We start from the raw sequence: 24,432 nt of genomic DNA on the forward strand, positions 1-24,432 counted from the left end.
CCGTTCTTACCCCCGCCCGTGTGTACGCTCACGCTCGCCTGGCAGGTCTTCGACGACGCGCCGGTGGCGGTCGCCGCCAACCGCGACGAATCGCTCGAGCGCGAGTCCCTCCCGCCCGGCGTCTACCGCGATAGCCCCCGAGTGATCGCGCCTCGAGACGCCGAGGCCGGCGGCACCTGGATCGGCGCCAACGAGCACGGCCTGTTCGTCGGGGTTACGAACCGCTGGGGAACGCCCGAGCTCGCCGCCGAGCGCTCTCGGGGACTGCTCGTTGCCGACGCCCTCGAGGCCGAGTCGGCAGCCGAGGCGACCGCACTCGTCGAAGAGGAGACCGCAGCACGGGAGTACGACGGTTTCTACCTCGTCCTCGCCGACGAGCGCGACGCGCTCTGCCTGCAGTGGAACGGCGCCCTCGAGCGAACCGACTTCGAGCCGGGGGTCCACGTCGTTGTCAACGCCGCGGTCGACGACGACGTTCGCCTCCCGTCCGAGCGAACCGAGGCGGCCCGCGAACAGGCTCGAAACGCCCGCAGGGTGCGTCGAGAGCTGACCGTCGGCCGCGAGGAACAGGTCGACGACTGGCTCGAGCGGGCGGGCGGGGTCCTCGGCGACCACGACTACGGCGTCTGCGTCCACGGCGACGGCTACGGCACCCGCTCCTCGTCGCTGATCGCGCTCGGCGCGAACTCGCGGTACCTGTTCGCGCCGGGACCGCCCTGCGAGACGACCTACGAGCCCGTCGCCGCCGCGGCCTCCGATGGGAACCGCGAAGGGCACATTTAAGCGGCTCGCTCCACCTGATACAGGTATGCACGCACTTGCGCCCGTAGCGGCGAGCACGGGGTGGTCGCAGTGAGCGTCTCCGAAATCGAGGCCGAGCTCTCCGCGGACGAGCGGGCCGGGCTCGAGCTCGTCCGCGACAGCGGAGGGATCCACCAGAGCGACTTCTGGAAGGAACTCGACGTCTCCTCGCGGAAGGGGAGCCGGATCGTCGAATCGCTCGTCGAGAAGGGGCTGGTCGACCGGGAGGACACGATCTACAACGGGCACAACACCTACTACATCACGCCGATCGCCCGCGACCTCGATTTTACGCTGCTGATGGCCGGCGACATGCTCTCGCCGTTTATCGGCGAGGACGAGGTCGACCCCAACAGCGACGCCTTCTCGCAGTGGATCATGAACCTCGCCTACGAGGAGTGACGGCCCTCGAGGACTCGCTTAGCCGTCTCGTTCGAAGCGCTCGATAAGCACGAACGGCTCTTTCTCGCGGTTCGTCGCCGACGGTTCGCCGACGATCGCCTCGAGCAGCCGCCGGTGAACGTCTCGGGCCGCCCGCCGTTCGGCGACCTCGAGGCCGTGGCGCTCTCCAATTCCGGTCCAGAACCCCGACTCGAGCCACAGCACCGTTTCGTCGTTCGACCGGTAGCAAACGTCGCGATCCGGGAGCGTGCCGTCGATCGCGGACTGCCGGCCGCTGAGCTGAACCCGGGCGAGCACGGCGACGAGCTGTGGGCGCGAGACGGGAGTCTCGAGCGCAACGGCGTCGACGGTCTCACCGAAGTACGCCGCGACGAGATCGCAGGCTCGAGCGAACTCGTCGAACCGAACCGCCTCGTCTGCCGTGAGCTTCATTGGAATCGACCGGCGACGCGCCGATAGGTCACCAGTTGTCAGCGGGTTAGCAAAAAGCTGCGGGCCGATCGCTTACTCGAGAGCGCTCGCGGTCCGGATCAGTCGCTCCTCGCCGAAGGCGGGACCGACGAGTTGGAGTCCGACAGGGAGACCGTCGGTCTCGCCTGCGGGAACCGAGATTGCCGGCAGGTCGGCGAGGTTGACCGGGACGGTGTTGGCGTCGGCGAGGTACATCTGGAGGGGATCCTCGAGGCTCTCGCCGCGCTCGAACGGCGGCACGGGCATCGTCGGCGAGGCGAGCACGTCGGCCTCCTCGAGGGCCTCGTCGAAGTCCTGCTTGACCCAGGCCCGGGCGTCCTGGGCCTTCTTGTAGTACTTGTCGTGGTACCCCGCCGAGAGGGCGTAGGTGCCGAGCAGGATCCGGCGTTTGACCTCGTCGCCGAACCCCTCCCTGCGGGCCTGCGCGAAGGTCTCGTTCCAGTTGCCGTCGGCGTCGGCGTCGTGTCCGTACCGCACCCCGTCGAACCGGGCGAGGTTCGAGGAGGCCTCCGACATCGCGATCACGTAGTAGGCCTCGACGGCGTGCTCGACCGACGGCAGCGAGACCTCACGGTACTCCGCGCCCTGCGCCTCGAGATCGGCGATGGCATCCCAGAACGTCTCGACGACGCCCTCGTCGGCACCCTCGAGCAACTCGGTGGGGACGCCGATCGTGAGCCCGTCGACGTCGCCCGTCGCGGCGTCGGCGTAGGTCGCACCCTCGAGTTGCGGCTCGCGGGTCGTCGCGTCCCGCTCGTCGTTCCCCGCGACGACGTCAAGCAACGCGGCGGCGTCCTCGACGGTGTTTGCGAACGGGCCGATCTGCTCTAAGCTGTTGCCGTAGGCGACGAGTCCGTACCGCGAGACCAGGCCGTACGTCGGCTTGATGCCGACGACGCCACAGAAAGCGGCGGGACAGCGGATCGATCCACCGGTGTCGGAGCCAAGCGCGAGGTCGGCCTCGCCGGCGGCGACGGCGGCGGCGGAGCCACCGGAGGAACCGCCCGGAACCCGCCCCGGCGCGGCCGGGTTCTCGGTCGCGCCGAAGTGCGACGTTTCGGTCGTCGACCCCATCCCGAACTCGTCCATGTTGGCCTTGCCGACGATCGTCGCGCCGGCCTCCTTGAGCCGCGAAACTGCGGTCGCGTCGTAGGGGGGGACATACTCCTCGAGCATCCGCGATCCACAGGTCGTCCGGACGCCTTCGGTGGATATGTTGTCCTTGACGGCGACGCTCTTCCCTGCAAGGGGGCCGTCGTCGTCGCCCTCGATCGTCTCCTCGGTAATGAAGACGTTCTCGCTCATGAGACGTTCGGCCCCTTGAAGTAGCCGTCCTCCGTTTCGGGTGCGTTCCGCAGCGCCGCCTCCCGGTCCAGTGAGTCGCGTTCCTCGTCGGGCCGCATCACGTTCGTGAGGTCGGCCTCGCGGTCGACCTCGGGCACCTCGTCGAGGCTGTCGAAGTACTCGAGGACGTCCGCGAACTGTCGGGTGAACTGGTCGACCTCCTCGTCGGTCAGGTCGACGCGAGCCAGCTCCGCGACGTGGCGGACCTCCTCGGCACTGACGGCGTCGTCGGTCATACCAGATCCCACCGGCCTCCGGAGAGTAAGGGTTTCGATACCGCGGGAACGGCGATCGGTGTCTCCCGCCCATCGTAATCGCGTATTACCGTTCGGGCGCGGCAAGGACGATCGGAGTACTTAACTCCGTCGAATCCTTGAAGCGGGAACGGAAACGGTCTCCGGTCGGCACACCGGCCGGATTCTCCCCACGATGACAGACTCACGAATCCGACCCCGGAGCGACGAGCGACGCTCGAGCGAGCGTGAGGAGTCGACCGAACAGGACGAACGCGAGCGGTGTCCCGAATGCGGCGGCCGGCTGCGCTCCGACAGCGAACACGCCGAGACGGTATGTCAGGACTGCGGGCTCGTCGTCGACGAGGGCGAGATCGACCGCGGCCCCGAGTGGCGCGCCTTCGACTCAAGCGAGAAAGACGAGAAGTCCCGTGTCGGCGCCCCGACGACGAACATGATGCACGACCAGGGACTGTCGACGAACATCGGCTGGCAGGACAAGGACGCCTACGGCCGCTCGCTCTCGAGCCGCCAGCGCCAGAAGATGCAGCGTCTTCGCACCTGGAACGAGCGCTTCCGCACCCGCGACTCCAAGGAACGCAACCTCAAGCAGGCCCTCGGCGAGATCGACCGCATGGCCAGTGCACTCGGCCTCCCCGAGAACGTCCGCGAGACAGCAAGCGTCATCTACCGGCGGGCCCTCGAGGAGGACCTCTTACCGGGGCGCTCGATCGAGGGCGTCGCCACTTCTGCGCTGTACGCCGCGGCTCGCCAGGCCGGTACTCCTCGTAGCCTCGACGAGATCGCTGCGGTGTCACGGGTCGAGAAGGACGAGATCGCCCGCACCTACCGCTACGTGATCCGCGAGCTGGGCCTCGAGGTTCAGCCCGCCGACCCCGAGAGCTACGTGCCCCGATTCGCGAGCGAGCTCGAACTCTCCGACGAGACCGAACGGCGTGCCCGACAGCTCCTCCAGACGGCCAAGGAGGAGGGGGTTCACTCGGGGAAGTCGCCGGTCGGGCTCGCGGCCGCCGCCGTCTACGCCGCGGCCCTGCTCACCAACGAGAAGGTCACACAGAACGACGTCAGCGAGGTCGCCAGCATCTCCGAAGTGACGATTCGGAACCGGTACCACGAGCTGCTCGAGGCCGAGGGCGGCGCGCCGGTCTGAGGGCGCTCCGTGGAATCGGGACGGGCCGTTGAGGCGCTCGAGGGGAGTTCGGCGCTCGGCGCGTTTTCCGCGACCAGTACGTAAATCAGCCGTCGGCTCGCATCGTCGCCCGTGCAGACGACACCATCGCCCCTCGAGACGGACGCCTCGCTGCTCGCGTTCGACGGCGCGCGATCGACCTCGCGGGTCGTCAACGGACTCAGAGAACACGTCGTCGTGGCCGGCGAGGCGGACGACCCCCTCGTCGTCCTGCTACACGGGTTTCCCGAGTTCTGGTACGAGTGGCGCGAACAGATCGAGCCGCTGGTCGAGGCCGGCTACCGCGTCGTCGTCCCCGACCAGCGGGGGTACAACCTGAGCGAGAAACCCCGAAAGGCCCGAGCGTATCAGCTCCGGGATCTCTCACGGGACGTCGCCGATCTGATCGCGAGCGAGGGTCGGGAGCGCGCCCACGTCGTCGGCCACGACTGGGGCGGCGTCGTCGCCTGGGACCTCGCGCGTCGCTACCCCGACCGGGTCGACCACCTCGGGATCATCAACGCACCCCATCCGACCGTCTACCGCCGACAGCTCCGGTCGAACCTCGAGCAACTCCGTCGAAGCTGGTACGCGATGGCGTTTCAGCTCCCGTGGCTGCCCGAACGACTCTGCCGGTACGACGACTTTCGCCTCCTCGAGCGGGCCCTCCGGGACACCGCGGCTGAGGGGACGTTCACCGAGCGGGAGCTGACCCACTACCGACGGGCCTGGGCCCGCGAGGGCGCGCTGACGGGCTCGCTGAACTGGTACCGGGCGATGGCGCGACATCCGCCCGAGGCGTCGCGGGATCGAGTCGAGCAGCCGACGCTCGTAATCTGGGGCGAGGCCGACAACGCGTTCGTTCCGGAACTGGGCCCGGCGAGCGTCCGGTTCTGTGATCGGGGACGTCTCGAGCGCCTGCCGGAGACGAGCCACTGGGTGCCCCACGAACGGCCGGCCCGGACGACCGAGCTGCTGTGTGACCACCTCGACGGGAGCGAGGACTGAGCTCGACAGCCGTCGAAACCGGTCGTACTCCACGACATTTAGCGGGAGCACGCCCGTATGTTCCATTCCCACGCGATAGGAATCGTGGGGGATATCTTGCTCCCGTGTCCCATAGGTTCTACCCGAACTGGTTCGCATGGCCCAGGCAACACTCACCATCACGCTGCCCGAACAGGTCTGGATCCAGCAGGTGTCGACGGCGTACCCGGAGGCGACGTTCCGTGTACTCGCCGCCGTTCCCGGCAACGAATCCGGGTTCGCGCTCGTTCGCCTCGCGGGGTCGGCGGTTCCCGAGATGATCGACGAGATCGAGGCCCACCCGCAGGTCCTCGAGATCACGGTCGTCCAGCGGAGCGAACGGGAGGCGACGATCCACTTCGAGACGACGGCACCCCTGCTGTTGTTCTCCTCGCGGGAGTCCGGTATCCCGATCGAACTCCCCGTCGAGATCCGGGGCGGCGAGGCGACCATCGAAGTCACCGGCTCGCGCGAGCGTCTCGCTGAACTGGCCGAACAGCTCGAGCAGTTCGGGCTCCAGTACCGCATCGAGCAGGTCCAAGAACACCTCCACCAGAGCCAGCTCCTCTCCGAGCGCCAGCTCGAGGTCGTCGCCGCCGCCGTCGACGAGGGGTACTACGACACGCCGCGGCGCTGTTCGCTGACCGAGCTGGCTGGCCACCTCGGGATCGCCAAATCGACCTGTAGCGAGACGCTACATCGGGCGGAGGAGGCAATTGTCAAACACTTCGTCGAGGACCTCCCGGCGCTCCACGACGACGACGAGATGATCGAGAGACCGCTCGCGGGAGACTGACCCAGATCGCCTTCCGACCTCGGATCCGAACCCGGGTTCGATTCGTCCAGCGAACGCCGTCGCGAATCGCAGTGCCGAACCGAACGAGTGCTAAAGGATTTCGGTTCTGGTCATTAATATGCTGACGAACATGTTCGGACCCGTTCTCAGAAGTTGGAAATCGCCTCGATGGTTCAACACCATCTAGTTGCGAGTGCGGGATAGAGGCTACAGATATGGCTGTATTCAACTTCGTACCGACGTGTAATCGAACCGTTCCGACGAGAGGTGTTCTCGGGGAATGAGTGCGGACGACGAGTCGTTCCACCCACTCGGCGAGGAGTGGGAGAACGACCTCGAGGGGATGCTCGACGACACCGAGTACGACACCGATCTCGGGATGGCGATGGCAGAGGACGCCATGCGGGTCACTCGCGGCGAGCTCTCGGAGGCCGATTTTCACGAGAAGTACCACGATGACGTCCTCGAGGAGTTCGGCGAGGACAACCGCCCGACCCAGGAGGCCTACGAGAAGGCCCAGGAGGAAGCGAAGGGGACCGTCGGCAGGATGCTCTCTCGCTTCGATGGTGACGGTGAGGAACCCCGCCGCGACGTAATGAAAAAGATGGGCGCCGGCGCGGCCGCAGTCGGTCTCGGCGCCTGGGCGACCGTCGACGACGGCGAGCAGCAAGCGGCCGCCGCCCAGGACGACGAGGATGAGTCCGGCGCGCCCGAGGGCGGCGAGGGCGACTTTCAGTGGGGGATGGCCATCGACCTCGAGCGCTGTGACGGCTGTCTCTCCTGTGTGACCGCCTGCTCCTCGGAGAACAACCTCGACCAGGGTGTCAACTGGATGTACGTCCTCGAGTTCGAGGACCCCGGTGCGTCGAGCACGACGAGCCGAAACCGGATGGTTCGTCCGTGTCAACACTGTACCGACGCGCCGTGTGAGAAGGTCTGTCCGACGACGGCCCGCCACACGCGGGATTCGGACGGCCTCGTACTGACCGACTACGACGTCTGTATCGGCTGCCGATACTGTCAGGTCGCCTGTCCCTACGGCGTCAACTACTTCCAGTGGGACGAACCCGACATTTCGACCGACGAGATCGCGGAGTTCCACGAGGACCACGAGGGCGATCACATGACGACCGACGACGGCTACGGCAGCGAGCGCTGGGTCGACAGCCGCGCGCCAAGAGGCGTCATGAGCAAGTGTACCATGTGTCCGACCCGTCAGGACGGTCAGATGGGCGACGAGATGATTGGGACGACCGCCTGCCAGGAGGCCTGTCCACCGGACGCGATCCAGTTCGGCAACATGCACGACGAGACGAGCGACCCGCAGACGTACGCCGCCAACCCGGCCCGCGGTCGGACTCTCGCACAGATCAACCCACCGTCGGCCGACGAACTCGAGGAGGACCTCGAGGGTGCCGACGACGACCTCGAATCCGTCCTCGAGGCGGCCGAACTCGACGAGGAAGAGCTCGCGCTGATGATCGCGGTGCAGATCACCGGCGGCGACGAGATGGGTGAGGGTGACGGCAACGTCGCAGAGCTCGAAAACGACGTCACCGAGGCGCTGGCTGCGATCGAAGACCATGGACTTGGCCTCGCGAGCCAGGAGGTCCTCGCGGAACTCGACCTCGCCGACGAACCCGACCTCGAGGAGCCGGCCGACGGCGACGAGGAGGGTGTCGACGTCGACGACGAAGACGACGAAGAGGAGAACGGGGACGACGACGAGGACGAGGACGACGACAACGGGTTCGAGCCGGACGAGGAGGCCGCACAGTTCCTGCTCGAGCAGTTCGCCGGCACGCCGGCCTCGAACTTCAAGCTCCTCGAGGAGCAGGGAACGAACCCCAATATCATCTACCTCGGCAACGAGCCCGGCCCGCAGGCCGAACAGATCGAGCCGACGGGAACGGGCGTCAACTACGAGGACATCAGCTACGAGCGCGCCGACGGCGAGTCCGTCGAAGCCGTCGACAACCGCAAGGACGTTCTCGACGAGGGTACCGTCGGTGACGCCGGGGTGTCCCTATGAGCACCAAGTCGCCGACCGAGGCGGACATCCTGCGTCCGATCCAGAACGTCTCGAAGCTGTACTTCATCATGTTCGCGCTCGCCGGGCTGGCGCTCGGCGGGTTCCTCGTCGCCTGGGGCTACCAGCTGTACCAGGGGCTCGTCGTCACCGGACTCTCCGACTGGGGGAGCGGTGGCGGCGTCACCTGGGGGCTGTACATCGGCGCGTTCATCTGGTGGGTCGGGATCGCCCACGGGGGGATCATCCTCTCCGCGGCGGTCAGACTCCTCGGAATGGAACGGTACATGCCAGTCGCCCGTCTCGCCGAGCTGCTGACCCTCGCCGGCCTCTCCGCGGCAGGATTCTACATCCTCGTCCACATGGGCCGTCCCGACCGGATGGTCACGAGCGTCCTCGGCCACTACCACATCACGGTCAACAACTCGCCGCTGGTGTGGGACGTTACCGTCATCACCGCCTACTTCGTGTTGACGGCGACCTACCTCGCGCTGACGATCCGCTACGACGTCACGCGGCTGCGCGACCAGCTGCCTGACCGCTTCGACCCGATCTACGACGGGCTGACCCTCGGTTACTCCGAGAAGGAGGACCAGATCATCGATCGGATGGTCTGGTGGGTCGCCCTCGCGATCATCATTATGGCCCCGCTCCTGCTTCACGGCGGTGTGATTCCGTGGCTGTTCGCGGTGCTGCCGAACTACCCCGGCTGGTTCGGCGCGGTGCAGGGCCCGCAGTTCCTCACCATCGCGCTGACCTCCGCGATCAGCGGCGTGATCCTGCTGTCGGCCGCCTTCCGGCGCGCCTACGACTGGGATCACATCATCACGGACGACATCTTCCGCGGCCTCCTGCTGTGGCTCGGGTTCTTCTGCATGTTGTTCCTCTGGCTCCAGCTCCAGCAGCTCACCGCCGGGAGCTTCCACCCGACGATCGACCACGGCGAGGCGACCGCCTCGAAGTTCACGCACCCGCTGTACATCATCCCGATTGGGGGCGTCCTCGGCGTGCTGGGATTCATCTTCGCGACGACGATCCGTCCCGCGCTGTTTACGAAGCTCCGAGCGATGGTCGCCAGCGTGATCGTGCTGACGGCGACGCTGGCCGAGAAGCTCTACTTCGTCCTTTCGGGCTTCTGGTACCCCTCGTTCAGCATCTACGAGGCGACGCCCGGCGACTACTTCCCGAGCGCGATCGAACTCTCCTCGCTGCTCGGCACGATCGGCCTGGTCGTGTTGTTCTTCCTGGTCGTCGCGAAGGTCATCCCCGTGGTCGAACTCCACGCGATCGAACACCTTCGTGGCGATCACGGACACGGTCACGAACACGAGCACGAACCGGTAGAGGAAAGTACGAAGCAGCCGGAGGTTGAAGCATGATCTCGGCACCGGCTGTCGCAAACGCCCTCTCCCATATCATGTACCACGGGTACGACGGCACCGAGGGTCTCACCGGATTCCCCAACATCGGGACCTACCTGATCTTCGGGGTCGTTCTCGTGCCGGTCTACGTGATGGTCGCCGCGTGGTTCCTCGGCGAACCCCGCGATACGAGCACCGGACTGCTCGGTGTCGGCTACCTCGTCGGAATCACGGCCCAGATGTGGATCGGGATGTTCATCCTGACCATGATCATCGCGGTCCTGTTCTACGGCGGACTGCCGGAACCGTTCGCGTCACCGGGTCCGTAACCCGGACGATCGCCCCGACCGAACCGACGTTCCTTTCTTTGCGCCGATACCGACCGAGCCCCGCGTTCGCCCCCGCTGGTCGTTCTCGGCCACCGTTTCGCCCACCGAACCATCACACGTATCCCGTTGCACACCCTACCGATCGTCGAACACGCCTCCACCCAGTATGAGCATCACAGAATACGAACTCAAGATCGAACTCGAGGGCATCGAGGACCCTGACATCGACGAGGACATCGTCACGCTCGGCCTGGTCAACGACGTCACGATCGACGACGAGACCGCCCGGATCTCGCTCGCGTTCAACACGCCCTACGCTCCCGCCGAGATGGAGATCGGCAACCGGATCCGCGAGGTCGTTCAGGAGGCCGGCCTCGAGCCCGACCTGCGCGCCCACGCCGGCGCCGAGCACGGGTTCGACGATGAGGTCCTGCCGCGGGTTCGTAACGTCATCGCGGTCTCCTCGGGGAAAGGCGGCGTCGGCAAGACGACCGTCGCGGCCAACCTCGCGGCGGGCCTCGAGAAGCGCGGGGCGATGGTCGGCATCTTAGACGCCGACATCCACGGCCCGAACATTCCCCGCATTTTGCCCGTCGAGAGCGACCCTGGCGTCACGCCCAACGAGGACATCGTCCCGCCCCGATCGGACGGCGTCCGCGTGATCAGCATGGGCTTCATGATGGAAGAAGAGGACGACCCGGCGATCCTCCGGGGGCCGATGGTCAACAAGTTCATGATGAAGTTCTTGGACGGCGTCGAGTGGGGCCGGCTCGACTACCTCATCGTCGACCTCCCGCCGGGCACCGGCGACGCCACGCTGAACCTGCTGCAGTCGATGCCCGTCACGGGAGCCGTCGTCGTCACCACGCCCCAGGAGATGGCCTTGGACGACACCCGAAAGGGGATCCAGATGTTCAACAAACACGACACGCCCGTCCTCGGCGTCGTCGAGAACATGAGCACGTTCATCGCCCCGGACACGGGCAAGGAGTACAGCCTCTTTGGCACCGACGGCGCCCAGCAGATCGTCGACAACTACGACGTCCCGCTGATCGGCCAGATCCCGATCCACCCCGACTTCGGCGCCGACGGCAGCAAGGGGACCCTCGTCAAGGACGACGACAGCGAAGTCCAGGAGACCCTCGAAGAGCTGGTCGCCAACGTCGCCGACCGCGTCAGCGAGGCCAACCGCCGGACCGTCTCGGAGAACACCTCTGATACGCCCGACGACGCCCTGCCGACCGAACTCGAGGACTAGGCGGACTGTCGGAACGATTTTCTCGGTTACTGCTCGTCGACGTCGGCAGGCTCGTCGATCGCAGTCGCCGGAAGCGCGAACCGTCCGGCGTCGGTGAAATTGCCGCCGAAGAACGACTGCAGCGCGAGCTTCGCACCGACGTACGAGCCGACGGCGACGTCCAGAAACGAGAGGAGAAATCCGAACGCGAACGCCACGATCATACGATCTATGTCGCCTGATTCCCCATCTGGTTTTTGGCACGATCGCCGCGAGGCTCGCGACACGTGGGCTCTCGCGAGTAGTCTGTACCCGTTCCGTGCCGAGTCATGACCGACACTTTTGGCCGCGGGGACCGAATCCGAACCCGATGACACTCGATAGCTACACCGACGCGGTCGCTGACCTCGAGCCCGCAGACGGCGAGGTCGAGAGCACGGAACTGGTCGTCGAGGACGACGTCCTCGTCAAAGCGTTCGCCCTCGGACCGGGTGCGACCCTCGAGCCCCACGAACACGGCGACAGTACGAACGTCTTCCACGTCCTCGAGGGGACGGTGACGGTGCTGCGGGACGACGAGCGCGAGGAACTCGAGGCACCGGGTGTGGTGCTCAACGAGCGCGGCGTCGAACACGGCGCGGAGAACGAGACCGACGAGACGGTAATCTTCACCGCGAGTCTCTGCCCGCTGCCGTCCTGACGGACGCACTTCTTGTGGTTTGATCGCGAGACTCCGCGAGAGAGCGGGTTCGGCGGCCGAACGGTCGTCGCTGCCGACAGCGTCGGCTGTCGTCTGTGAGTGCTCCAAAAAAACGAATCGCCGTTCACCGTCTTCCAACGGAGAGAAGCGAGATTAGTTGCGGACGACGTTCGTCGCGCGGGGGCCCTTGGGGGCCTGTTCGATGTCGAATTCGATCTCTTCGCCTTCCTCGAGGTCCGGGCCGCCGACGTCTTCCATGTGGAAGAAAACGTCCTCGTCCGCGTCGTCCGTGGAAATGAAACCGTAGCCGCCTGTATCGTTGAAGAAGTCAACGTTACCTTTCGCCATTACAACTAACGGTAGGGCTATCGCCTGCATAAGCGTTCCGAGAGTCACGGTATCACGACCGCCGCCTTCGATTCCCACGTCTTCTCAGGCCTCGAGCAGCGACTCGACGTACTTCGTCACGTGATCATCCATCCGCCGTTTGTACCCCGCCTGGCGGGCCAGCCGATCGAGCTCGCGGGCGACGAGGCTGCCATACTGGACGGCCTTCTTGTCCCGCATCGCCACCGCCTCGGGCAGGGACTCGCTCGCCACCCGCCGGAAGCCCCGCTTTCGGACTTCCTCGTCGGCGAGCAACTCGTCCGGCAAGCGGAGCGCGGCGTCGACGACGCTGTCGTGGAGCAGGGGTGCGACGGGCTCGAGCCCCGTCGCCTCGACGGCGCGGACGTCTCGAGGGAGCTGTTCGGGGAGACTGGCAATCTGTTCGCGGACGGCTTCTCGAACCGTCTCGGCTTCGACCCGGTGGTCGAGGCGAACCACTTTCTCGTAGCCGCCAAACAGTTCGTCGGCACCCTGGCCGACCGCCAGCGCCTCGTACCCGTCGCGAGCGACGGCCTCGCCGGCCAGGTACAGCGGCAGGGCGATCTGGACGTCCATCGCGTTCGTCCGCCCGATCGCGCGGGCGACATCGGGAACCGCTCGCTCGAGGTCGGCGGGCTCGAGTTCGACGACGGTGAGCTCGCGGTCCATCGCCACGGCTGCCGTGCGGGCGGCCTCGACGTCGTGGCTGTCCGGGAAGCCGACGACGTAGATCGGCGCGTCGAGGAGCTCGGCGACCAGTGCGGAGTCGACGCCGCCGGAGAACGCAACCGCAATATCGAGGTCGCGCTCGCGGACGCGGTCAATCGCCGTCCGAAGTGCTCGACCGAGGCCTTCGAGGGCGGCCCCGGGTTCGGCGGGCGTCGGCTTGGGAAGCGACCAGACGTTCGACGGTGGCTCGCCGGGAGCCGCGATCGAGCCCGCAGGAAAGAGCGCGGGGTCCGCGAGCGAGCCGGGCTCGAAGGCCCACGCGTCGGTCGAGTGGTCGGCACCCCGCTCGACGAATAGCGGAACCCGTCCCAGCACGTCTCGAACGAGTCGGCCGTCGACCTCGCCCGCGAAGCCGAACGTCCCCGGCAGCGGCTCTCCGGTCTCGAGGGCTCCGCGGACGGTGTCGGGATCGGTCCCGCGAAGGGTCATCTGAGAAGTCCGAGCGCGGTGTTTCTAATACGGCGCGTGACACCCCCACCGAACTGGCGGAAGCTGATGTGCCACGGCGTTCGTTTCCCCTCGACCGACGTCCTGCCCTCGTGGATCGCCTCGAGGATCGCCGTGGCCGAGCGCTCGTCGGCGTCGACGCGGGTGACCGCCTGTCCGACCATCTCGCTGATGTGGGCGTCGCTGCCCGCGGTCATCGGCATCCCGTGATTCCGGGCGAACCGCCTGGCCTGGCGGTTGGCTCGCCCGGTCAACAGCCGCGAGTTGTACACCTCGATCGCGTCCGCCTTCGTGAGCTCCTCGGACGCGATTCGTGCGGTCACGCCGTGGCGTGACTGCTGGAATGGGTGGGGGATCACCGCTAACCCCCCCTGCTCGCGAATCCGCTCGAGGGTCGTCTCGTAGGACAGCCCCGGCGGCACGGCCTCCTCGATGCCCAGCCCGAGGATGTGTCCGGCCGCACTCGAGATCTCGATCGCCGGAACGCCGACGAGTCCGTACTCGGGGGCACGTTCTGCGGCCTCGAGGCTCGCGTCGATCTCGTCGTGATCCGTAATGGCGATCGCGTCGAGGCCGACGGCCTCCGCTTGTTCGAGGATGAGCTCGACGGAGTCCCGGCCGTCGTAGGACAGCGACGAGTGGGCGTGAAGTTCGACCGACAGCACGAGTACGCCTTTTCACCGGTCGGTCAAAAACACCCCGATCGGCGGCTCGAGCCCGTGGGCCGGAGCCGCGGCTCGACGGTCGACGGATCGGACCCGAGCGGAGCGGTCCCACTTCGAGCAGGAAATGAAAACGGAAACGTAAACGGATGCGCAAACGCTCGTTCCCGTGAGTCCGTCGCGGACCCGCAGTCGGGAGCGTTCTCGAGCCACTCGGTGGTCACGAACGTGCATATAGAAACCCCTATACTCCCCGACTTTCATCACCTAGATGAATGAGCCTTGCCGATTCGGACCGCGAACTCGTCGTCGAGGAGCTCGGACGGGAGCCGACGCCGGCCGAGGCGGCGCTGTTCGAGAACCTCTGGAGCGAACACTGCGCGTACCGCTCCTCGAGGCCCCTGCTGTCGGCGTTCGACAGCGAGGGTGAGCAGGTCGTTGTCGGGCCGGGCGACGACGCGGCGGTCGTCGCGCTGCCAGACCCCGAGACGGGCGAGAACGGCGACACCTACGTCACGCTGGGGATCGAGAGCCACAACCACCCTTCCTACGTCGACCCGTTCGACGGCGCCGCGACCGGCGTCGGGGGAATCGTCCGGGACACGCTCTCGATGGGCGCCTACCCGATCGCGCTCGCGGACTCGCTGTACTTCGGCGAGTTCGACCGCGAGCACTCGAAGTACCTGCTCGAGGGCGTCGTCGAGGGGATCAGCCACTACGGCAACTGTATCGGGGTCCCAACCGTCGCGGGTAGCGTCGACTTCCACCCCGACTACGAGGGGAATCCGCTGGTGAACGTCGCTTGCGTCGGACTCACCGACGAGGACCGACTCGTCACCGCCGTGGCCCAGGAGCCCGGCAACGAGCTCGTGCTCGTGGGTAACGCCACGGGACGGGACGGGCTGGGCGGCGCGAGCTTCGCCAGCGAGGACCTGGCGGAGGACGCCGAGACGGAGGACCGACCCGCCGTCCAGGTCGGTGACCCGTATGCAGAAAAACTGCTGATCGAGGCCAACGAGGTCCTCGTCGAGGAGAACCTCGTGGAGTCGGCCCGCGACCTCGGCGCGGCCGGGCTGGGCGGCGCCTCGAGCGAACTCGTCGCCAAGGGCGGACTCGGTGCCGAGATCGAACTCGAGCGGGTCCACCAGCGCGAACCGAACATGAACGCCTTAGAGATCCTGCTCGCGGAGTCCCAGGAGCGGATGTGTTACGAGGTCACGCCGGAGAACGTCGATCGGGTTCGCGAGATCGCGGAACGGTTCGATCTGGGCTGTTCGGTCATCGGCGAGGTTACCGACGGAAACTACACCTGTACCTTTAACGGGGACACGGTCGTCGACGTCGGCGCCGAGTTCCTCGGCGAAGGCGCGCCGATGAACGACCTGCCCGCCGAGGAGCCCACCCAGCCCGAGACGGACCTGCCCGAGGTCGACCTCGAGGACGCCCTCGAGACCGTCGTCTCGAGCCCGAACACGGCGTCGAAGCGGTGGGTCTACCGCCAGTACGACCACGAGGTTGGCGTTCGGACGGCCGTCGGGCCGGGCGACGACGCGGCGATCGTCGCCATCAGAGAGGCAAGCGCAGAGCCACGCTCCGCGGACGAGTCGAGCGGTGGTAACCGCGAGACCGACACCGGGCTCGCGATCTCCTCGGGCGCCGCCCCGAACTGGACCGCGACGGCGCCGTACGAGGGCGCTCGAGCGATCGCCCTCGAGAACGCGACGAACGTCGCGGCCAAGGGCGCGACTCCGCTCGCGGCGGTCAACTGTCTCAACGGCGGCAATCCCGAGAAGCCCGACGTCTACGGCGGCTTTACGGGGATCGTCGACGGCCTCGCCGAGATGTGCGCCGAGCTGTCGACGCCGGTGGTCGGCGGAAACGTCTCGCTGTACAACGACTCCGTTGCTGGACCGATCCCGCCGACGCCGACGCTGGCCCTCGTCGGCACGAAGGCGGGGTACGACGCCCCGCCGCTGTCCATCGAGTCCGAGGGGGACCTCCTGCTCGTCGGTGACCGCGGTCTCGAGGCCGACGAGTTTAGCCTTGGTGGTTCGGAGTACCTCGCACGGTTCGACGGCAGCGATCGCTTCCCCGCCCTGCCCGAGGAGCCGGCGGCCCTGATCGAGACGGTCGCTGACGTCGCAAACGCCGACTCGACGCTCGCGGTTCACGACGTCAGCCACGGCGGGCTCGTCGTCGCGCTCGCGGAGATGATCACCGAAGACGTTGGCCTCGAAGTTACCGTCCCCGGCAGCGACCCAACTGGCGCGCTGTTCCACGAGCAGCCGGGGCGCGCGCTGATCCAGACCGACGATCCGGACGCTGTCCGCGAGGCGTTCGACGGCGTGGCCCCGGTCCGCGAACTCGGCACCGCGACGACGGACGGGACACTCACCGTTCGGGACGCCGACGGCGAGAGCTTCGAGGTCGGCGCGGCCACGATCGCCGACTGGCGGGCGACGATCGAACGCGAACTCCACTGATCCCCCGGCTGTGGACGTGGACGTTCGTGCTGCAGCCGTGTCCCGCTCCGTAGACGGGCCCGGTATCTTGATATACGACCGGACCGAACGCTACGACGAACTGATAGCTCCTGGTTCGTCCGTCAAATGGATACCGACACCCCCTCCGTGCTGATCGTCGAGGCCGAGCCCGACCTCGCCGAGCTGTACGCCTCCTGGCTCGAGGGCGCCTACCACGTCGAAACGGTCCGCGACGAGTCGGCGGTCGGTGCGGTCGTCGACGGGGGGTTCGATGTCGTCATTGTCGACTGTCACCGCCTGCCGGACGGGCCGAGCAGCGAGCTGTGCGATTCGATCAGCTCCCGAGGGATCGACAGCCAGGTTGTGGCCGTTACGGGAGTCGAACCCACTGTCGACCCCGAAGACGCGGCGTTCGACGACTATCTCCTCAAGCCGATCTCGCGGGACGACCTCCGACACAGCGTCGAAAACCTGCTGTTGCGACGCACCTACGACGAGCAACTCGGCGCGTACTTCGAACTCGCCTCGAAGAAGGCATCCCTCGACGGACGGCTCAGCGAGGCCGAACTCCAGTCGAGCCAGGAGTACGCCGAGCTCGAGGATCGGATCGCGGTCCTTCGTACCAAGGTCAACGAGACGCGCTCGCAGCTTCTCGAACGGGACCACAATCGACTGCTCTATCAGGACGTCTCGTCGGCCCCCGACTGACCGCCCTCCTCGCCGTACTGGAGGGTCGCGATCCCCGCTAGTTCGATCCGTCTTCTACCCCGTTCGTCGCGCCCGATTGCGGGTCGCCAGCCGTGGGCGCGGGCGATCGCCTCGAGGACCGCCAGCTCGAGCCCGCGGGTATCGTCGACCCGGTCTTCGGGCTGGGTCGCGTCGTCGCGAACGACGAGTCCGCGCGACTCGGACTCGAGGCGCCCGATCTCGACGGTCACGTCCGCACCGTCGGCTCGGGCGGCGATCTCGTCAAACGCCGACTCGAGGAGGTGGCCGAACCGCTCGCGGTCGGCCCGGAGCGTCGCCGGCTCTTCGAGGGTGATCGCGTTAGCGTCGAGTCGCGACGATGCGACCGCCGACTCGATCGCGGTTCCCAGATCGATCCGGGATCGCGCGCCGACGGCAGAGGCCTCGCGGGCGAGTTCGCGAACGTCGTCGACGAGTCGATCTGTTCGCTCGAGGGAGGCCTCGATCTCGGATTCGGCCAGCGGGAGCTCCCGGTCGTCGTCAGCGTCGAGGATCGAGGCTACCTGCTCGAGCTGGTACTGCAGATCTCCCGAGAGGATCCGCGCGATCTCCTCGAGACGTTCGGTCTGGCGTTCGATTCGCTCAGTTCGCTCGCGGAGGACCCGTTCCCTGTCTGTTCGGTCGAGTGCAGCCCGAGTGTTCTCGATTAGCGTCGAGAGCAGCTCGACGTCAGTCTCGTCGAACGCCCTTGGCTCGAACGATCCGGTCATGAGCACGCCGTGGGTGCCGATCGGCGCGATGATCTCCGAGCGCAGCGGCGTGTCGGGGTTGTACAGGTCGTCGACGGTCCGGAGGTCGTCGAAGCGCTCGATCTCGCCGTCTTCGAAGACGTCCCAGACGATCCCCTCGCCCGGGCGAAATCGGGGAAATCCGCCGAACTCGTCGTACGCCTCGGCCGTCCCGGCGACCGGCTCGAGGTAGCCCCGTTCCTCCTCGAGCAGCCAGACGCCGCTGATCGGCAGGTCGAGCAGGTCGCTGCCGGCGCGGACGGCGACGGCACAGATCTCCTCGGGGTCGTCGGCCTCGAGGAGCCAGCGGGTCACCTCGTGGAGGGATTCGACGACCCGTTCGTACTCGCGGCGATCGGTGACGTCCCTGACGACCGCCGCGGCGGTCGCGGTTCCGTCCCGCACCGGAACGATCCGCAGCTCGCCGATCCGTTCGCTCCCGTCGCCGTCGGTAATCGGGAGCTCGAACCGGCGCTGTCGGGCCAGCCCCGACTCGACGTCGCCGATGCCCCGGCGGATCGCCTCGCAGTCGTCCTCGCTGATGCCGGCGAGCTCGGCCAGCGTCTCGACGCGTTCACCGACGATCGAGCCGCGGTCGGCGCCCAGGAACTCGATCATCGCCCCGTTGACGGCGACGATTCGCCGGTTGCCGTCGATCGTTACGACGCCGTCGTCGATCGCCTCGATGACCGCGGCGTGGTGGTTGACGCTTCGCCGTCGGTCGTCGAGCTCGAGTACGAACGCGGAGAGCCCCTCCTCGGCGGGGTACGCTCGCAGCTCGAACCGCGCTTCCCGCTCGTGGTGATAGAACTCGAACGTCGTCGGAAGCTCGTCGTCGACCGTCCGGTAGAACGCCTCGGGGAACTGACTCTCGAGGGTCGCGGGTACTCCCTCCTGAACGGACCGACCCAGCAGCTCCTCGCTCGAGGCGTCGAACAGTGCCGCCGCCTCGTCGTTGAGGTAGGTGAACTGGAGCGACGCGTCGAGCGCGAAGACGCCGTCTGCGATCCGATCGGCGAACGGAACCGAGCGAACCGTCACGGCCGTTCCCCTCGATCGTCTCGCCCCCGCCCGTCACCTCGAGTCGAACGGGTCTGGTTTCCGATCATCGATACAAAAAACCGTTCGGGACGGGGGGATTTGAGTTCCGCGGCCGCACCTGCCACGTCGGGCCTACAGCGGGTTCTCGGTCCCCAGGTCGGCCTCGAGCGCCCGGTCGTAGACGAACCCTGCCGTCGCGGCGTCGAGCACCGCGGAGCCGACGCTCGCGGCGACAACGATCTCGTCGGGCGACTCCCGGTCGAACTCTCCCGCGAGGACCCCGCCAAGGGGCACCAGCTCCCGGTCGCCGTGCTCGCGCAGATCGCCCGTCTCGGCCGCCTCCTCGGGGACGTCGGCGACGATCGTCGCCGCGCGGTCGACCGTCGTCGCGTCCAGCTCTCGCATCTCTGGCGTGTAGGCTCCGACCGCGACGACCAGCGTCCCCGCCGAAAGCGCCTCCCCCGGGAACACCGGCTCGGTGCTGGTCGTCGCCGTCACGACGACCGACGCTTCCTCGACCGCCTCGCGGGGCGTCCCGACCGCGTTCGCCGGAACGTCGAGTTCGCTCTCGAGTTCCTCGGCGCAGGCGACCTTCGAGTCGCTGGGCGAGTACACACGGATCGCCTCGAGTCGGGAGCCCACCGCGGCCGCGATCGCCCGCGTCTGCCAGCGGGCCTGCGTGCCGGCGCCGATCACGCCTACCTCGACCGGTCCCGACGGCGCCAGCTCGCGGGCGGCGAGCCCCCCGATACAGCCCGTTCGGGCGCTGGTGATCCGGTTTGCGGCCATGTACGACAGCGGCTGACCGGTCTCGGCATCGGTGAGCGCGAGCTGGGCGGTGACCGTCGGCAGCCCGCGGTCGGGGTTGTCCGGACAGACCGTCGCCAGCTTCGTGACGGCGTAGGGCTCGCCGTGGATGTACGCGGGCATACAGAGCCCCGTCCCGGTCGGCTCCGTCGGGTCGTCGGAATCGAGCCCCGTCCCGATCGGGTAGTGGGGTCGCTCCGGGCGTTCGACCTCGCCCGCGTACTGCCTCTCGAAGGCCTCGCCCAGCACCGGAAGCAGCTCCTCGAGCTCGAGCACCGACGCCACGTCCGTATCGGAAAGTACGCGTACCATGTGCCGACTATCGTCGGCCCCCTACTTCATACGGACTGCTGTACGTCATCGACGGCACACTCGCGAGCGCGGCGGGAAACGACTGTATTCCCGGCCCCCGAAGGGAGCGTATGCACACCGTCATCGTCGGCGGCGGGATCGTCGGAACTGCGATCGCCGCCCGCCTCGGTCCGACCGACCGCGAGGTCACGCTGCTCGAGCGAGCCGAAATCGGCGAGGAGACGACGGCCGCCTCCGCCGGACTGCTGATGCGGACCGTCGTCGACCCCGACCCGTTCGACCTTCGGATCCGTGAGCGCGCCCACGCCCGGTACCGGGAGCTCCGCGAGGACGGCGACCTCGAGACCGATCGGATCGGCATCGTCTACGTCGCCGAAACTGCGGCGTTCGCCGACCGCCTCGCCGACTCCGCGAGGGCGCTTCGCGAGGCCGGGATCGACGCCTCGTTTCTCGAGCCCGACGAACTCGTCGGAGTCGGGATCGAGCCCGACGGCCTCGAGGGCGGGCTCTACACGCCGGAGGATCGGGTCTGCGATCCCGAAGCCGCGGCGACCCTGTTCGCCGAGCGCGCGCGCTCGGTGGGCGTCGACGTCCGGACCGGCGTTTCGGTCACGAACGTCGAGACTCGAGACGGCGCCGTGACGGCAATCGAGACGGGCGAGGGTCGGCTCGCGGCCGATCGGGTGATCAACACGACCGGTCCGTGGGCGCCGCAGCTGAACGAAACGGTCGGGGTCGAGCTACCGCTGTGTCACACCCGCGGGCCGATGCTCGCGGTCGAGACGGGCGACACCCTCGAGGGGCCGACGGCGATCTTCGAGTCCAAACGGTACGTCCGACCCACCGAGACGGGCGCCTGGCTCGGCGCCTACCGAACCGACTACACCGAGGACCAGCGCTACGACCTTGCGGACCGATCGATCTCCGCGTCGTTTCGCGACTCCGCTCGGGAACTCGAGGCGTTCGTCCCCGGCCTCGAGGGCGCGACGATCGTCGACGACTGGGTCGGCTACCGGACGGTCACGCCCGATGGCCGCCCGCTCGTCGGCGAGACCGAAATCGACGGCTACCTCGTCGCGGTCGGGCTGAGCGGCCAGGGGATCACGCTGGCGCCCGCGGTCGCCGACGTCGTTCACGGGCACCTCGAGGGCGACGTCGACCCTGAGTACCGGCGTCGGCTCTCGCCGACCAGGTTCTGAGACGGACGACGAACGCTTATCCCGACCCGTGCCAACGTACCTCGTATGCGCACCGTCGTTATCGGTAGCGGGATCGTGGGACTCGCGAGCGCGCTCGAGCTCGCGGAGCGCGGGCTCGAGGTCGTCGTCTGCGAGAAGGGGTCGATCGGGAGCGGCAGCACGGAGCGGGCCGCCGGCGGGATCCGCGCGCAGTTCTCGACGCCGACGAACGTCGAACTCTCGCTCGCGAGCATGGCCGTCTGGAACGGGTTCGAGGAGCGGTTCGACGTCGACATCGACTACCGGCGGAACGGCTACCTGTTTCTCGCTCGAACCGACGAGACCGCCGCAACCCTCGAGACGGCCGTCGAGATGCAGAACGAACGGGGGGTGCCGAGTGAGGTGCTCGAGCCCGAGGCTGCCTGCGAGCGCTGTCCGGGAATCGATTCCCAAAAATTCGTGGCGGCGACGTACTCCCCGACCGACGGCTTCGCGGACCCCCATCTCGCGCTGCAGGCCTACGCCCGGGCCGCTGCCGACGCGGGCGTCGACGTCAGGACCGGAACGCCCGTTACCGACGTCCTGCGCGAGGACGACGGGACCGAATCGGGCGGACGCGTCGTCGGCGTCGAGACGCCCGACGGCCGCCTCGAGGCCGAGTACGTCGTCAACGCCGCGGGGCCGTGGGCGCGTCGGGTCGCCGCGATGGCCGACGTCGACTTGCCGATCGCGCCCAAGCGCCGCCAGATGATGGTCGTCGACTCCGAGACGCCCGTTCCCGAGACCGACCCGCTGACGGTCGACCTCGAGACGGGCACCTACTTCCGGCCCGAACGCGACGGCGAGGCGCTGGTTGGGGGCCACCTCGCGAACGACGATCCGGACCGGGACCCCGACGGCTACGACCGGGGGATCGACTTCGACTGGGCGGCCGACGTCCTCGAGACGACCGCGGAGTGGGCGACCTACTTCGGACCCGACTCGCGGATCAAGCGCGGCTGGGCGGGGCTGTACGCCGTCACTCCCGACGACAACGCCGTCCTCGAGGAGACGGTCCCCGGCCTGATCACGGCGGCGGGTTTTTCGGGCCACGGCTTCCAGCACGCCCCCGCGACGGGACGGATCGTCGCCGAGTTGATCGCCGACGGCGAGGCCTCGCTGGTCGATATCGGCGCGCTCTCGAGCGATCGGTTCGGGACCGAGCGCGAGCGGCTCGAGCGGAACGTCGTCTAGCGTCGGGACTTCGATTCGTGATCCTGGCTCGGGCCAACACGACGTCCTCGTGTACGATCACAATAACTGGCCTCCCGTTCGGTCGGCCAGTCGACAGCGTACGCCACCACAGCCAGACCGGGACTCGAACGGTTCCATTCGGGAGGAGAAGCGAGAGACAGACTGCAGTACTCGACAGCAGTTCCAATCCGTCGTTCCAGTAGAACCACGTGGCGTGAAACCGTACCGAAACCTATGGCCGAGGGAATTCCGGTACGGGTCGTCGCCGGAAACGAGGAAACGAGTATCGAGGTCGAACCCGGCACGAACCTCCGGGAGGCGTTGCTCGAGCGCGACTTCCCGGTGTACGGCACGGTGTCGCAGTACGCCAACTGCGGCGGCCGAGGACTCTGTTCGACGTGTACTGTCGAGGTCGATCCCGCACCGGAACCGGTCCACTGGCACGACGCTGCCGCCGTTCGGTTCGGCTATCCGCGGCTCTCCTGTTGTATCACGGTCGAGGAGCCGATGACGGTCAGACTCCTCGACAAACACGTCTGGGGACAGGTCGTTCCGCGCCGGTTCTAGAAGAAATGCCCGAAGTAGACGTCCGTCTCGGGAAAGAGCGTCTCGAGCGACCCCACCGTCTCACTGTCAGCCTCGAGCCGGCCCGCGTACGCGAGATCGCTCGCCGAGCGGGCGCCGACGGCGAGCTGTGAGAGCGCGCCGACGTCGAGGGCCGCGACGGGCTCGCCGTCCGGGTCGTTGCCAGCTCGCTCGCAGGTCGCGGTTCCATCGGCCGTCTCGAGGACGAACCGATCGTCGTTCCAGTCGGCAAGCGGGTCCGCGACCTCGAGTGAGAGCGCCGCGTCGACCTCGCCCGACGTCAGCGCGGGAAGCCCTTCGACGACGTCGACGAGCCGGACCATCGGGCCGTTCTCGACGGTCGTCTCGATCTCGTCGGGCTCGAGTGCGAGCTCCCGAACGGGGACTGCCTCGGAGACCCGCAGCTCCACGCGGTCGACCTGCGAGTCGTGGTCGGCACAGAAGGCAAACAGCGCGAGCAGCGCTTCGCCGTCGACCGCCGCCAGCTCCGAAACCCGCATCGTCCGCGCGCCGTCGTCGCGTTCGATGCGGTAGACGAGGTAGCCCGCGGGCTCGCCGTTGCGCTCGTAGCCGTAGACGAACGGATCCGTCTCGTGGCCCGCGAAGATCCGGTGGCGCCACCACGCCTCGTCGCGCTCGAGCGCCAGGCCCTCGCTCGCGGCGTCGTACACCGGCTCGAGGACGTCGTACTCGTCGGCTGCGAGCGGGCGGAACGAACCGTCGTCGGCACCCCTGGCGAATGCGAACACGTCGGGCGACGCGGCGTGGGTGACGATCCGGTTGGCGGTGTCCCAGCCGTACTTGCGGTAGAAGCGGTACTGGAACGGCCAGAGGATCGAGAGGCGGTCGCCCCGGTCGCGGTACTCCTCGAGCGAGCCCGCCAGCAGCTCGCGGACGTTGCCCTCCCGGCGGTACTCCGGGGGCGTCGCGACCGACGCCAGTCCAGCCACCGGATAGGTGTCGTCCCGGACGCGGGCCTCGAGCCAGTAGTGACGGCAGACGGTTCGCGGTCGGTCGTCGCCCGCTACGAAAACCCCGCGGCGAGCGCCTCGCGTCGACCGGGGATCCTCGTGCTCGTCGGGGTCGTAGGGTGGGATGCCCCCTTCGGGCCTGAACGCGTAGCTGCGGTACTCGTGGAAGATCTCCGGCTCGTCCGGGATCGGGCGATAGTCGGCCATACGAACGACCGCGTCGCC

At 67.5% G+C, this 24,432-nt stretch carries 25 protein-coding genes; 15 read left to right on the forward strand and 10 right to left on the reverse strand.

Going from position 1 to position 24,432, the window contains the following annotated elements:
- The first annotated feature begins 18 nt into the window (after window positions 1-18).
- Together QA600_RS08690 and QA600_RS08695 are read left to right on the forward strand one after the other, a co-directional pair.
- Window positions 19-783, forward strand: coding sequence for an NRDE family protein (locus QA600_RS08690; protein ID WP_278291555.1), 765 nt, complete (start codon window positions 19-21; stop codon window positions 781-783).
- A 69-nt stretch (window positions 784-852) separates the two neighbouring features.
- Window positions 853-1,203, forward strand: coding sequence for a hypothetical protein (locus QA600_RS08695; protein ID WP_005555312.1), 351 nt, complete (start codon window positions 853-855; stop codon window positions 1,201-1,203).
- Between the two features lie 18 nt (window positions 1,204-1,221).
- On the opposite strand, the gene QA600_RS08700 is transcribed toward QA600_RS08695, so the two are convergent.
- The 3 genes from QA600_RS08700 to gatC form a co-directional block, all read right to left on the reverse strand.
- Window positions 1,222-1,635 carry a hypothetical protein gene (locus tag QA600_RS08700; RefSeq protein WP_278291556.1) on the reverse strand — a complete coding sequence of 138 codons (414 nt, stop codon included), beginning with the start codon at window positions 1,633-1,635 and terminating at the stop codon, window positions 1,222-1,224.
- A 72-nt stretch (window positions 1,636-1,707) separates the two neighbouring features.
- Window positions 1,708-2,979 (reverse strand): Asp-tRNA(Asn)/Glu-tRNA(Gln) amidotransferase subunit GatA, encoded by a 1,272-nt coding sequence (gene gatA / locus QA600_RS08705; protein ID WP_278291557.1) that lies wholly within the window; start codon window positions 2,977-2,979, stop codon window positions 1,708-1,710.
- Complete coding sequence (gene gatC / locus QA600_RS08710) at window positions 2,976-3,254, reverse strand: Asp-tRNA(Asn)/Glu-tRNA(Gln) amidotransferase subunit GatC (RefSeq protein ID WP_278291558.1); 279 nt, start codon at window positions 3,252-3,254, stop codon at window positions 2,976-2,978. Before gatC ends, gatA begins: the two co-directional genes overlap by 4 nt.
- Before the next feature lie 193 nt (window positions 3,255-3,447).
- Between gatC and QA600_RS08715 the strand changes: the two genes are divergently transcribed.
- The 7 genes from QA600_RS08715 to QA600_RS08745 all read left to right on the forward strand — a co-directional run bounded on the left by QA600_RS08715 (window position 3,448) and on the right by QA600_RS08745 (window position 11,239).
- Window positions 3,448-4,422 carry a transcription initiation factor IIB gene (locus QA600_RS08715; protein WP_278291559.1) on the forward strand — a complete coding sequence of 325 codons (975 nt, stop codon included), beginning with the start codon at window positions 3,448-3,450 and terminating at the stop codon, window positions 4,420-4,422.
- 111 nt (window positions 4,423-4,533) lie between these two features.
- Window positions 4,534-5,448, forward strand: coding sequence for an alpha/beta hydrolase (locus QA600_RS08720; RefSeq protein WP_278291560.1), 915 nt, complete (start codon window positions 4,534-4,536; stop codon window positions 5,446-5,448).
- A 136-nt stretch (window positions 5,449-5,584) separates the two neighbouring features.
- Window positions 5,585-6,262, forward strand: a complete 678-nt coding sequence (locus tag QA600_RS08725) for a helix-turn-helix domain-containing protein (protein WP_278291561.1) — start codon at window positions 5,585-5,587, stop codon at window positions 6,260-6,262.
- A 280-nt stretch (window positions 6,263-6,542) separates the two neighbouring features.
- On the forward strand, window positions 6,543-8,294 hold the full coding sequence (locus QA600_RS08730) for a 4Fe-4S ferredoxin N-terminal domain-containing protein (protein WP_278291562.1): 1,752 nt from the start codon (window positions 6,543-6,545) through the stop codon (window positions 8,292-8,294).
- On the forward strand, window positions 8,291-9,670 hold the full coding sequence (gene nrfD / locus QA600_RS08735; RefSeq protein WP_278291563.1) for an NrfD/PsrC family molybdoenzyme membrane anchor subunit: 1,380 nt from the start codon (window positions 8,291-8,293) through the stop codon (window positions 9,668-9,670). Before QA600_RS08730 ends, nrfD begins: the two co-directional genes overlap by 4 nt.
- Entirely contained in the window at window positions 9,667-9,981 is a 315-nt protein-coding gene (locus tag QA600_RS08740) for a hypothetical protein (RefSeq protein ID WP_278291564.1), read from the forward strand. Before nrfD ends, QA600_RS08740 begins: the two co-directional genes overlap by 4 nt.
- 166 nt (window positions 9,982-10,147) lie before the next feature.
- Entirely contained in the window at window positions 10,148-11,239 is a 1,092-nt protein-coding gene (locus QA600_RS08745) for a P-loop NTPase (protein ID WP_278291565.1), read from the forward strand.
- A 26-nt stretch (window positions 11,240-11,265) separates the two neighbouring features.
- Here the strand turns inward: QA600_RS08745 and QA600_RS08750 are convergent, their stop codons facing one another.
- Entirely contained in the window at window positions 11,266-11,442 is a 177-nt protein-coding gene (locus QA600_RS08750; RefSeq protein ID WP_278291566.1) for a hypothetical protein, read from the reverse strand.
- 146 nt (window positions 11,443-11,588) lie between these two features.
- On the opposite strand from QA600_RS08750, the gene QA600_RS08755 reads away from it, so the two are divergent.
- Window positions 11,589-11,918 (forward strand): cupin domain-containing protein, encoded by a 330-nt coding sequence (locus QA600_RS08755; protein WP_278291567.1) that lies wholly within the window; start codon window positions 11,589-11,591, stop codon window positions 11,916-11,918.
- A gap of 153 nt (window positions 11,919-12,071) precedes the next feature.
- Here QA600_RS08755 and QA600_RS08760 read toward each other — a convergent pair whose 3' ends face one another.
- The 3 genes from QA600_RS08760 to QA600_RS08770 all read right to left on the reverse strand — a co-directional run bounded on the left by QA600_RS08760 (window position 12,072) and on the right by QA600_RS08770 (window position 14,125).
- Window positions 12,072-12,266: a cold-shock protein gene (locus QA600_RS08760; protein ID WP_278291568.1), complete on the reverse strand. Its 195-nt coding sequence runs from the start codon at window positions 12,264-12,266 to the stop codon at window positions 12,072-12,074.
- A gap of 84 nt (window positions 12,267-12,350) precedes the next feature.
- Window positions 12,351-13,442, reverse strand: a complete 1,092-nt coding sequence (locus tag QA600_RS08765) for an asparagine synthase-related protein (protein ID WP_278291569.1) — start codon at window positions 13,440-13,442, stop codon at window positions 12,351-12,353.
- Window positions 13,439-14,125 carry a PHP domain-containing protein gene (locus QA600_RS08770; RefSeq protein WP_278291570.1) on the reverse strand — a complete coding sequence of 229 codons (687 nt, stop codon included), beginning with the start codon at window positions 14,123-14,125 and terminating at the stop codon, window positions 13,439-13,441. The genes QA600_RS08765 and QA600_RS08770 overlap by 4 nt, the downstream gene beginning before the upstream one ends.
- 272 nt (window positions 14,126-14,397) lie before the next feature.
- Between QA600_RS08770 and purL the strand changes: the two genes are divergently transcribed.
- Together purL and QA600_RS08780 are read left to right on the forward strand one after the other, a co-directional pair.
- On the forward strand, window positions 14,398-16,605 hold the full coding sequence (gene purL / locus QA600_RS08775; RefSeq protein ID WP_278291571.1) for a phosphoribosylformylglycinamidine synthase subunit PurL: 2,208 nt from the start codon (window positions 14,398-14,400) through the stop codon (window positions 16,603-16,605).
- A 126-nt stretch (window positions 16,606-16,731) separates the two neighbouring features.
- Entirely contained in the window at window positions 16,732-17,313 is a 582-nt protein-coding gene (locus tag QA600_RS08780) for a HalX domain-containing protein (RefSeq protein ID WP_278291572.1), read from the forward strand.
- On the opposite strand, the gene QA600_RS08785 is transcribed toward QA600_RS08780, so the two are convergent.
- Together QA600_RS08785 and QA600_RS08790 are read right to left on the reverse strand one after the other, a co-directional pair.
- Window positions 17,286-19,121 (reverse strand): PAS domain-containing protein, encoded by a 1,836-nt coding sequence (locus QA600_RS08785; RefSeq protein WP_278291573.1) that lies wholly within the window; start codon window positions 19,119-19,121, stop codon window positions 17,286-17,288. The genes QA600_RS08780 and QA600_RS08785 overlap by 28 nt on opposite strands.
- A 132-nt stretch (window positions 19,122-19,253) precedes the next feature.
- On the reverse strand, window positions 19,254-20,240 hold the full coding sequence (locus QA600_RS08790) for an ornithine cyclodeaminase family protein (RefSeq protein WP_278291574.1): 987 nt from the start codon (window positions 20,238-20,240) through the stop codon (window positions 19,254-19,256).
- A 110-nt stretch (window positions 20,241-20,350) separates the two neighbouring features.
- Here QA600_RS08790 and QA600_RS08795 point away from each other — a divergent pair, with 110 nt between their 5' ends.
- The 3 genes from QA600_RS08795 to QA600_RS08805 all read left to right on the forward strand — a co-directional run bounded on the left by QA600_RS08795 (window position 20,351) and on the right by QA600_RS08805 (window position 23,218).
- Entirely contained in the window at window positions 20,351-21,439 is a 1,089-nt protein-coding gene (locus QA600_RS08795) for an FAD-dependent oxidoreductase (RefSeq protein WP_278291575.1), read from the forward strand.
- A 45-nt stretch (window positions 21,440-21,484) separates the two neighbouring features.
- Window positions 21,485-22,651 carry an FAD-binding oxidoreductase gene (locus QA600_RS08800; RefSeq protein ID WP_278291576.1) on the forward strand — a complete coding sequence of 389 codons (1,167 nt, stop codon included), beginning with the start codon at window positions 21,485-21,487 and terminating at the stop codon, window positions 22,649-22,651.
- A 234-nt stretch (window positions 22,652-22,885) separates the two neighbouring features.
- Entirely contained in the window at window positions 22,886-23,218 is a 333-nt protein-coding gene (locus QA600_RS08805) for a 2Fe-2S iron-sulfur cluster-binding protein (RefSeq protein WP_278291577.1), read from the forward strand.
- Here the strand turns inward: QA600_RS08805 and QA600_RS08810 are convergent.
- Entirely contained in the window at window positions 23,215-24,414 is a 1,200-nt protein-coding gene (locus tag QA600_RS08810) for a GNAT family N-acetyltransferase (protein ID WP_278291578.1), read from the reverse strand. The two genes, QA600_RS08805 and QA600_RS08810, sit on opposite strands and share 4 nt — an antisense overlap.
- Window positions 24,415-24,432: the final 18 nt, after the last annotated feature.

It is taken from the genome of Natronococcus sp. A-GB1, from assembly GCF_029688845.1.
GTDB lineage: Archaea > Halobacteriota > Halobacteria > Halobacteriales > Natrialbaceae > Natronococcus.